This is a genomic window from Kitasatospora sp. NPDC041988 (assembly GCF_055588525.1).
The window spans coordinates 42,021-51,031 of sequence record NZ_JBVJCO010000026.1; the positions used below are offsets into that span (position 1 = coordinate 42,021).

The following is a 9,011-nucleotide window of genomic DNA, read 5'->3' on the forward strand; positions in this document are numbered from 1 at the left end:
CCCCCGAGCCGGGCGGTCAGGTGCGTTCAGAGCCAGCCGTTCGCCATGGCCTTCCGGGCCGCCTCGAACCGGTTGGCCGCTCCCGTCTTCTGGATCGCCGTGGACAGGTAGTTGCGGACGGTCTTCTCCGACAGGTGGACCTGCGCCGAGATCGCCGTCACCGGGGCGCCGTGCGCGGCCGCCAGCAGGACCGAACGCTCGCGCGGGGTCAGCGGGTTGGGGCGGGCCCGCATGGCCGAGGCGGCCAGCTCCGGGTCGATCACGGTCTCACCCGCGTGCACCCGTCGGATGGCCCGGGCGAGTTCGTCCACCGGGCGGTCCTTGCCGACGAACCCGCTCGCCCCGGCCTCCATCGCCCGCTGGAGGTAGCCCGGCCGGCCGTAGATGGTGACGATCACGATCCGGCACTCCGGCCGGACCCGGCTCAGCTCGGCGGCCGCGTCCAGGCCGCTGCGGCCGGGCATCTCGATGTCCAGCAGGGCGACGTCCGCCCGGCTCTCCACGGCGACGGGCACGACCTCGGTGCCGTCGCCGACCTGTCCGACGACCTCGAGGTCGGGTTCGAGGTCCAGCAGCCGCGCGATCGCGCCGCGTACCATCGCCTGGTCCTCCGCCAGCAGGACCCGGATCATGCGGCGTCCTGCTCGACGCCGGCCAGCGGCAGGACGACCCGTAGCCGGAACCCGCCCGCCGGCCCCGGCCCCGCGGTGAGCCGCCCGCCGAGCAGCGCGATCCGCTCCGAGAGCCCCGGCAGGCCGTTTCCGCCCGCGCCGACGGGGGCGCCGGTGGGCCCGGTCCCGTTGTCGCTGACCTCCAACTCGGCCGTTCCGTCCGCCAGTCCGACCGTGATCTCGCACCGGTCCGCGCCGCTGTGCCGCACGATGTTGGTCACTCCCTCTCTGATCACCCAGCTGAACGCGGATTCCGCCGCCGCCGGCAGCGGGGTGGCGACGGAGCGGATCCGCACGGTGACGCCGGCGTCCGCCAGGCAGCTCCGGGCCGAGTCGATGGCCCCGGACAACGCGTGCTCGCGGTAGCCGGTCACCGCCTGCCGGACCTGCTCGATGGCCTCACGCCCGATCCGCTCGATCTCCTCCGCCTCGGCGAGCACCTCGGCATCGTGCCCCGTCCGCGGCCCGGGCGCGGCACTTTCGACCCGCCGGATGTACTCGGCCTTCAGCACGATGTTCAGCAGGGTGTGGCCGAGCAGGTCGTGCAGGTCGCGGGCGATCCGCAGCCGCTCCTCGACCACCGCCTGCCCGGCCAGCTGCTGGCGGGTGGCCCGCAGGTAGGCGATGAGCGTGAGCATCCGCCGGTACGCGGCCACCGCGAGCCCGGCGGCCAGCGTCATCACCATGACCTGGGTGGCCTCCTCCCGCGCCACGATCCGGGCCACCGCCTCGGCGAGCACGACCGGCGCCACCACGGAGGTGAAGAGCAGCCGTTCCGGTACCGAGACGCTCACGGCCGCCGCCAGGTACGGCATCGCCAGGACCCACGTCGGCCCGAGCGCGAACGGCAGGGCCGCGGCGGCCACCGCGAGCAGCCCCGAAAGCCAGCACCGGACCGCTCCGCTCAGCCGGTCGGTGTGGAAGGACCACATCACCACCGTCTGGGCGACCGCGAAGCCGGCCACCCCCGCCACCGCCAGCACGTCCAGGCCCGTCGAGGAGTACGTGGTGACCGGCGGCGCCATGCCGGCCAGCGGCACCAGCCAGGCCACCGAGCCGAGTACCAGGCCCCACCGGCTGCGCGGTCCGCCCGGGTCCGGTCCGAAGACCCCCAGCAGGCCGGCGCCCGGGACGGTCAGGTCCGGACCGTCGCCGGCCGTCCGTGAAGGCATCGGGCCCCTCCTCCGATCCGGTCCGGCACCTCCGGGCCGCGGCCCAGCCTACTGGTCCGCCGGCCGGCTTCGTGATCTTCGAATCAGTCTGGACCCACATTCAAGGCGGCGGCCATAGCTTGCAGTTGCCCGCTGACGGCAGTCCGCCGCCCGGGATACGGGCTGGATGACAAGGAGCTTGTCCGATGGAGATTATCGGCCGGGGATTCATCGCCCGTAACCTCGAACGATTGGCGACCGCCCATCCTGACGCGCTGGTCCTGGCCGCCGGGGTGTCCAGCACCGTCGGCACCTCGGCGGAGGAGTTCCGCCGGGAGGAGGAGGCCGTGGACGCGGCGCTCGGCAAGGCCGTGGCGGACGGCCGACGGCTGGTGTTCTTCTCCACAGCCTCGTCCGGGGTCTACGGCGCTCCCGGGTGCCGCGGCCAGGAGGACGAGCCGGTGACCCCGAGCACGCCGTACGCCGCTCACAAGCTGCGGCTGGAGGAGGTCGTCCGGACCTCGGGCGCGGACCATCTCGTCCTGCGGCTGAGCCACCTGGTCGGCGCCCACCAGCGCGGTCACCAGTTGATTCCCGCACTGGTGGGGCAGATCAGGGCCGGCGCCGTCCAGGTGCGCAGCGGTGCCAGCCGCGACCTGCTGGACGTGGCCGACATGGTCGGGATCCTCGACGTGCTGTTGGCGGCGGGGGTGAACCGCCAGGTGGTGAACGTGGCTTCGGGCTTCCCGGTGCCGATCGAGGCGATCCTCGACCACCTCGAACACACCCTGGGTGTACGGGCGACCCGGGTGGTCACCGAGTCCGTCCCGGGCAACGGTTTCGTCAACACCGACCGGCTGCACGGGCTGGTGCCCGGGCTGACCGCGATGGGGTTCGGTCCCGACTACTACCGGCGGGTGATCGACGCCCGGCTGCTGGCCGGGCCGACGGGCTGACCGGCTCCCCGCCCCTACGCTCCCGCCGGTGGTGAGGCCGCGCTCTCTGTGGCCTCACCACCGGCGGGGTTCATCAGGCCGCGCCCGCGAGCAGTGACTCGGGGGCGTTGCGCCACTCGTCCAGCGCGGGGTCCGACCCGAGGATCGCCTGCTGCAGGCGGTACATCCGGGACGATGGCTCCAGCCCGATCTCCTCCACCATCAGGGCCCGGAACTGCCGGAATGTCTCCAGCGCGTGCGCGCAGCGGCCGGACCGGTACAGCGCGAGCATGAACTGGGCCCGGATGTTCTCGCTGAACCGGTGCTCGACGGTGAGTGCCGCGAGCTCGCTGAGCAGCATCTGGTGGTGACCGAGCCTCAGTTCCGCCTCGATGCAGAGCTCCTGCACGTGCAGCCTGGACTCCTCCAGGCGGACGACGTGCGCCTGCAACGGGCGGCCCTGCTCGACGTCGACCAGGCCGGCGCCCCGCCACATGCCGAGGGCCTGCCGGAACAGCGCCGCCGCCTCGACCCCGTCGTCGACGCGGAGCGCGGCGTGCCCCTGCCGGACGAGCTGCTCATACCGGAACTGGTCGAGAGCGTCGGAGGGGCCGCACAGCATGTAGCCACCCGACATGGTGACCAGGACCTTCTTCGCGCTCTCCGGGTCGGCGGGCTGGGCGCCCGCGATCAGCTTCCGCAGCTGCAGGATGTACGTCTGCATCGTCGTGGAGGCGCTGACGGGCGTCTCCTCGTCCCAGATCTCCCGCATGAGCAGGGAGATCGGGGTGATGCTGTTCATCCTGGCGGCCAGGAGTGCCAGCACCTTGCGCGGTTTCGCGGCAGACGGAACCACCGAAACCCCGGCGATCTCGGCCTCCAGCGGGCCAAGAATGTTGATCTGCATCTACTTTCAATCCCTCCCCGGTCAAATGATTGCAAAGGAAAATGCAGCATCAGGAGGTAATTCCGCACGACCCGGTACGGGAAGTGCGAATGGTCCGATTCCACGGAATCGGCAGGGGGTGTCACGGTCAATGTGGGCCCCGGCCCGGCAACCGTCCTGCCGACTCAGTCGAATGGGTGGCGAGTAGGTGTCACTCGGCTCGCCCCCGCAGTGCCGGATTTGTCGCTCCCGATGTGTCGGATTTGTCGATCCGGACTACTCATCTAAGTGCAATGGTATCAGTCGAGCTAAAGCAGAGTGCATTCGGAGGCGTTATCTGAGCTACATTTGAGGTTCGTCATGGCGTGGGCATGACACTCATGGAACCGGCTGGCGTCGACGTGGGTTTGTTGTTCATCTGACCTGCTACAGAAGGAAGTTGACAGAGCATCAGGCACTAGGGTGGCCGGCTCTGCCCTGCCCGACCCATCCTGTTCGGGGGTCGGCATAAGTCGCTCGCCATTCGGCGTCGGCAGCGCCGCAGGGCTGATTATGGGCAATTCTTGGGATATTCTTTACCCGACCGGCGGGGGTGGGTAAATCAATGTCAAACGAATTCCGGTAGGGTGGAATTCCAGGGCATGCCAAAAGAAACCCTGCAGCGGACCCGATCGTGCCGGCCCGGGCGGGTCGTCGGACTTCTCGTCCTTATTTAAAAGCGGCATGGCAAAGGATTGAGCCACGTCAAACACCCCCGTGTCTGCGTTTGATGACGCGCAAAGGCAATAAGGCCCACGCGACCCCGGGTGTCATCCAAGACCGCAGTGGCAGGGTGTGTCAAGAAGTAAATGCCGACCCGGTTATCCGTGACTTGTCGTCACCGGGCCGGGTTTCTCCGTGACCGATGGACGGCCGGCCGTCCCGGGCCCGGCCGACGGGCCGTGACGACGGGCCGTGCCGGTCGGCGGTGAGCCTGCGGCCCGGCGGCATCAGGCGGATTGCCGGGCGCGTCCGGCAGCGGGTCGGCCGGCGGATCGCCAGCGGGCCGGACACGCCACGGCGTCCCGTCCGGGCAGCGCAAAACGCCAGAGCCGCAGGTCAACGGACCTGCGGCTCTGGCGGCTGGGGAGTGCCCGGGTCAGCGTGCGCCGGCGGCGAGGGCCTCAAGGGCGGGGACGAGAGCGGCGGGGGTCGGGAGGGCGGCGTTCTCGGCCTGGAGGGAGGTGGCGGCCGTGCGGAGATCCGTGTCGGTGAGGAGGCGGTCGAGGAGCGGGGTGTCGACGTCGGCGGAGGCGGAGCGCAGGGCGGCACCGGTGGCGGTGAGGGCGTCGGCGTTGGTGAAGTGGTCGGCGCCCTGGGGGAGCAGGAGCTGGGGCAGGCCGGCCTGGAGGGCGGTGAGCATGGTGCCGGAGCCGCCGTGGTGGATCAGCGCGTCGGAGGCGGTCAGCAGTTCGGCGAGCGGGACCCAGGGGAGCGGGCGGACGTTGTCCGGGAGGGTGCCGAGCGGGGCGAGATCGGCGTCGCCGACGGCGAGCAGGAACTCGGCGTCCACCGAGGCGGCGGCCTCGATGAGGCGGACGATGGCGCGGACGCCGTCCAGTTCGGTGAGGACGGTGCCCAGGGTGACGGCGACGCGCGGGCGGGCGCCGCGACGGAGCAGGCCGGCGGGGACCATACCACCGCCGTTGTAGGGGAGGTAGCGCATCCGCAGGCCGTCCGGGTCGCCGCCGAGCGAGGCGGGGACGACGTTCAGCGCGGTGGCCTCGGCGGGGGCGGCCACGCCGTGCGTCTCGTAGGCCTCGGTGAAGTTGGCGGCGATCCGCACGGCCATGTCGAGGCCCGAGCTCACACCGAAGTTCTGGATCACCGACGGGATCTTGAGCTTGGCGGCGACCAGCGGGGCGGCGGCCTGGAAGGAGTCGTGGACCAGCAGGTCGGGGCCCCAGTCACCGGCCGTGGCCAGCAGGCCGTCGAGGGTGGGGCGGGAGGCGAGGGCGAACCCCCTGGCCGCCCTGGAAAGGATCTGGTCCTGGGTCATGTCCGGCGCGACGTAGCGGATCTCCTCGCCGGTGGACTGCTCGAAGACCTCCCGGATGGTGCGGCCGTCGCCGATCTCGACGATCGGGAAGCCCGCCGCCCGGAGCTGTTCCAGGGGCCTCGATCCGGCGAAGAGGACCTCGTGCCCGGCGGCCCGCAGGGCCTGGGCGGTCGGGATCATCGGGAAGAGGTGGCCGGCCGCGGGCGGGCCGGTGAAGAGTATGCGCACGGGTGTCTCCTGATCATTCGACAGTCTGGTCGGTGACGTCGGTCGGCCGAGTCGGGCCGGTCGGGCGGTCGCCGGTCGGGTGCGGGCCGTGCGGCTACGGCCCGTTACCCCTTCTGCCCGGGAACTGACGAATGGTCACGTCATGTTCCCGGGGGGATCGAGAATCGGACGTTCTGCCGCAGGCCTTGCCGGCCGGGAGGCGGTGTGCTCCGTGGCCGGGCGGGCGGCGGCGGGAGCGGCCGGTCAGAGCGGCGGGAGGGGGAGGGTTCGGAGCCGGTCGGGGTCGGCGAGGAGGTTGATCTCGGTGATCAGGCCGTCGACGACGGTGAGCGACAGGACGGAGAACAGTCGGCCGTCGGGGGCGGTGACCAGGCCGAGGGTGCCGTTGATCAGGACCGGGCGGGCGAGCGGGGCGAGGCCGCGGAAGAGCAGGGCCTGCTGGGCGACGGCGGAGGCGCCGTGGACGAGGCGGGGCAGGGCGCCGAATCGGGAGGCGCCGACGTCGGCGCGGAGGGTGACGTCGGGATCGAGCAGGGTGACCAGGGCCTCGAAGTCGCCGGTGCGGGAGGCGGCGAGGAAGGCGTCCACGACGACGCGCTGGCGGGTGAGGTCGCTCTCCGGGGTGGCCGCGCCCCGGACCCGACGCCGGGCGCGGCTGGCCAGCTGCCGGGTGGCGGTGGGGGTGCGGTCGACGATCGGGGCGAGGTCGTCGAAGGGCACGGCGAACATGTCGTGCAGGACGAACGCGAGCCGTTCGGCCGGCGGCAGGGTGTCGAGGACGACCATCATGGCCAGGCCCAGCGAGTCGGCCAGCAGTGCGGCCTGTTCGGGGTCGGCGGCGTCGACGCGGCCGATGACCGGGTCGGGCACGTGGGTGTCCAGCGGCTCCTCGCGCCGGGCGGCGCGGGAGCGGAGCTGGTCCAGGCAGACCCGGCCGACGACGGTGGTCAGCCAGCCGGCCAGGTTGTCGACCCGGGAGGCGTCGGCGCGGCTGAGCCGGAACCAGGCCTCCTGGACGGCGTCCTCGGCCTCGCTCAGCGAGCCGAGCATCCGGTAGGCCGCCGACCGGAGCCTGGGGCGATGCTTCTCGAACTGCCGTGCCAGGGAGTCGATTTCGTTCATCGTGCGCCGTCGCAATCCGTCGTCGGGCTCCGCCGGTTCGCGACGGGCTGGACTCTGTCTGACATGTGACGATAGGTCTGCCGTGGCGGTGCGGGCGTCAGTTGGCGACGCCGACGGTCCGGTGGACCGACTCCGGCCGGTCCAGCAGGGCGAGCATGCAGTGGGCGACGTCGGCGCGGGCGACGGAGAGGCCGCGGCGGACATTGCGCCCGTAGGCCGTCCGGTAGTCGCGGGTGAGCGCCTTGTCGGTGAGGCGGGGTGGGCGGACGATCGTCCAGTCGAGCCCGCTGTCGCGGACCACGTCCTCCATTCGGGCCAGGTCGGCGTAGTGCCGGCGCAGCGCGGCCCGGGTGAGCGGTGCGGCGAGGTGGCGCATGAAGAAGCCGTCGCCCGGGTCGTGCCGGGGCGGCCGTGGACGGGCGGGGGAGGGGACGGCGCCGATCGGGGCCGCGCTGACCACGATCAGGCGCCGGGCGCCGACCTCGCGCATCGCGGCGGCCACCGACCGGGTGCCGCGCCAGGCGACCCCGGCCTCGGCGCCGGAGCGGGGGCCGAGCGCGGAGAGGACGGCGTCCGCGCCGGCGATCGCGGTGTGCAGGGCGGCCGGTTCGGCGGAGGCCAGGTCGGCCCGGACGATCCGGACGGTCTGCGGGGCCGGGGTGCGGCCTGCGGTGTCGGACAGCCCGGCCGGGTTGCGGACCACGGCGGTGACGTCGTGGCCGGCGGCGAGGGCCTGGTCGAGGAGCTGCCGTCCGATACCGCCGGTGGCGGCGAGGATGGTGAGTTTCATCAGCTGCCTCCTGTCTGCGAGGGGTGGCGTGCGGCGGCGACACCCTATGAGCGGATCGGACGGCGGAAGTGTGACAACAGCGGTGCCGAATGTGGCACAGGTCACATCGCATCCCGATCGGCACGGCACCCCGGGCCGTGCGGCGCCCCGGACCGTATGGCACTCCGGGCCGCACGGCGGCTCAGGCGGCGGCGAGGAAGTCGCGGACGGTCTTGGTGAAGGCCTCCGGCTGCTCGGCGATCACGACGTGGCCGGTGTCGAACTCGGCGTACTCGCTGCCGGCGATGGCCGCGTGCAGGCGGCGCGCGTTCTCCACCGGGATGGTGGCGTCCTGGGCGCAGCCGATCACCAGGGTCGGGGCCTGGACGCGGGGTAGCAGGGCGGTGGTGTCGAGGTCGAGATCGAGCGCGATGTGCCGCAGCGTCCCGGGGGTCGGCTGCATGAAGCCGGCGCTGGCCTCGACGCCCTCGCGGCCGATCCGGTTGAGGAAGCCGCGGCTGAAGGCGGTCAGGGTGGCGTAGCGGCCGAAGGCGGCCGCGTCGCCGGCGAGGGCCAGCCAGACGGTCATCATGTTGCGCAGGTACTCGTCGTCCGCGTTGATCCAGCCCGCGGCGGCGACCAGCCGGCGCACCTGCTCGGGGCGGCGGGCCGCGGCGGCGGTGGCGACGACGGCGCCGAGCGAGAAGCCGACCATGTGGACGGGGCCGCGGCCGGCGTCCTCGATGACGGCGTTGACCTGGGCGGCGAGGGTGTCGATGGTCAGCTCGGCGCCGTCGTCCTCGGCGGCCTCGCTGCCGGACAGGTCGGGGAGGAGCAGGGTGTAGCGGTCGGTGAAGGCGTCCAGCAGGTGGTCCCACATGGCGGAGCCGGGGCCGGTGCCGTGGACGAGGATCAGGGTTTCGGGGCCGTCGCCCACGATGCGGTAGGGGATGCGGGCGGTGTCGACGGTGACGGTGGGCATGGCGGGGAGTCCCTTCGGCGGGGTGGGGTGCTGCGCTGACAAGAAAGTAAACTACACGGTGTAGGTGATGGATTCAACTACACCGTGCAGTGCAATGTTGGGCCCGAAGAGTGGGAGTGGGGGGGGGGGGGGGGGGGCCCCCCCCCCGGGGCACCGCCGGCCCCGGAGAGGTCGGCTTCCCCCCCGGGAGTGAGGGAATGCCCCCACGCTATCGTTGTTGCGGACATTT

Annotated in this window: 8 protein-coding genes; 1 reads left to right on the forward strand and 7 read right to left on the reverse strand. The window is 72.1% G+C overall.

The window, feature by feature from the left end:
- Positions 1-26 precede the first annotated feature (26 nt).
- Both ACZ6NC_RS24725 and ACZ6NC_RS24730 read right to left on the reverse strand, forming a co-directional pair.
- Positions 27-632, reverse strand: coding sequence for a response regulator (locus ACZ6NC_RS24725; protein ID WP_465735940.1), 606 nt, complete (start codon positions 630-632; stop codon positions 27-29).
- Positions 629-1,843 (reverse strand): sensor histidine kinase, encoded by a 1,215-nt coding sequence (locus ACZ6NC_RS24730; RefSeq protein WP_465735941.1) that lies wholly within the window; start codon positions 1,841-1,843, stop codon positions 629-631. The genes ACZ6NC_RS24725 and ACZ6NC_RS24730 overlap by 4 nt, the downstream gene beginning before the upstream one ends.
- 185 nt (positions 1,844-2,028) lie before the next feature.
- Here ACZ6NC_RS24730 and ACZ6NC_RS24735 point away from each other — a divergent pair, with 185 nt between their 5' ends.
- Positions 2,029-2,778, forward strand: a complete 750-nt coding sequence (locus ACZ6NC_RS24735; RefSeq protein WP_465735942.1) for an NAD-dependent epimerase/dehydratase family protein — start codon at positions 2,029-2,031, stop codon at positions 2,776-2,778.
- Between the two features lie 73 nt (positions 2,779-2,851).
- On the opposite strand, the gene ACZ6NC_RS24740 is transcribed toward ACZ6NC_RS24735, so the two are convergent.
- The 5 genes from ACZ6NC_RS24740 to ACZ6NC_RS24760 form a co-directional block, all read right to left on the reverse strand.
- Entirely contained in the window at positions 2,852-3,664 is an 813-nt protein-coding gene (locus tag ACZ6NC_RS24740) for an AfsR/SARP family transcriptional regulator (RefSeq protein ID WP_465735943.1), read from the reverse strand.
- Between the two features lie 1,117 nt (positions 3,665-4,781).
- A complete protein-coding gene (locus ACZ6NC_RS24745; RefSeq protein WP_465735944.1) occupies positions 4,782-5,909 on the reverse strand; it encodes a nucleotide disphospho-sugar-binding domain-containing protein in 1,128 nt (375 codons plus the stop codon).
- 243 nt (positions 5,910-6,152) lie between these two features.
- Positions 6,153-7,031 carry an RNA polymerase sigma factor SigJ gene (gene sigJ, locus ACZ6NC_RS24750; RefSeq protein WP_465735945.1) on the reverse strand — a complete coding sequence of 293 codons (879 nt, stop codon included), beginning with the start codon at positions 7,029-7,031 and terminating at the stop codon, positions 6,153-6,155.
- A gap of 97 nt (positions 7,032-7,128) precedes the next feature.
- Positions 7,129-7,821 (reverse strand): NAD(P)-dependent oxidoreductase, encoded by a 693-nt coding sequence (locus ACZ6NC_RS24755; RefSeq protein ID WP_465735946.1) that lies wholly within the window; start codon positions 7,819-7,821, stop codon positions 7,129-7,131.
- Between the two features lie 181 nt (positions 7,822-8,002).
- Positions 8,003-8,782 carry an alpha/beta fold hydrolase gene (locus ACZ6NC_RS24760; RefSeq protein WP_465735947.1) on the reverse strand — a complete coding sequence of 260 codons (780 nt, stop codon included), beginning with the start codon at positions 8,780-8,782 and terminating at the stop codon, positions 8,003-8,005.
- Positions 8,783-9,011 lie beyond the last annotated feature (229 nt).

Coding starts and splice junctions, on each gene's coding strand:
- ACZ6NC_RS24725 (WP_465735940.1), bottom strand. CDS start 632: ATGATCCGGGTCCTGCTGGCGGAGGACCAGGCGATGGTACGCGGCGCG.
- ACZ6NC_RS24730 (WP_465735941.1), bottom strand. CDS start 1,843: ATGCCTTCACGGACGGCCGGCGACGGTCCGGACCTGACCGTCCCGGGC.
- ACZ6NC_RS24735 (WP_465735942.1), top strand. CDS start 2,029: ATGGAGATTATCGGCCGGGGATTCATCGCCCGTAACCTCGAACGATTG.
- ACZ6NC_RS24740 (WP_465735943.1), bottom strand. CDS start 3,664: ATGCAGATCAACATTCTTGGCCCGCTGGAGGCCGAGATCGCCGGGGTT.
- sigJ (WP_465735945.1), bottom strand. CDS start 7,031: ATGAACGAAATCGACTCCCTGGCACGGCAGTTCGAGAAGCATCGCCCC.
- ACZ6NC_RS24755 (WP_465735946.1), bottom strand. CDS start 7,821: ATGAAACTCACCATCCTCGCCGCCACCGGCGGTATCGGACGGCAGCTC.
- ACZ6NC_RS24760 (WP_465735947.1), bottom strand. CDS start 8,782: ATGCCCACCGTCACCGTCGACACCGCCCGCATCCCCTACCGCATCGTG.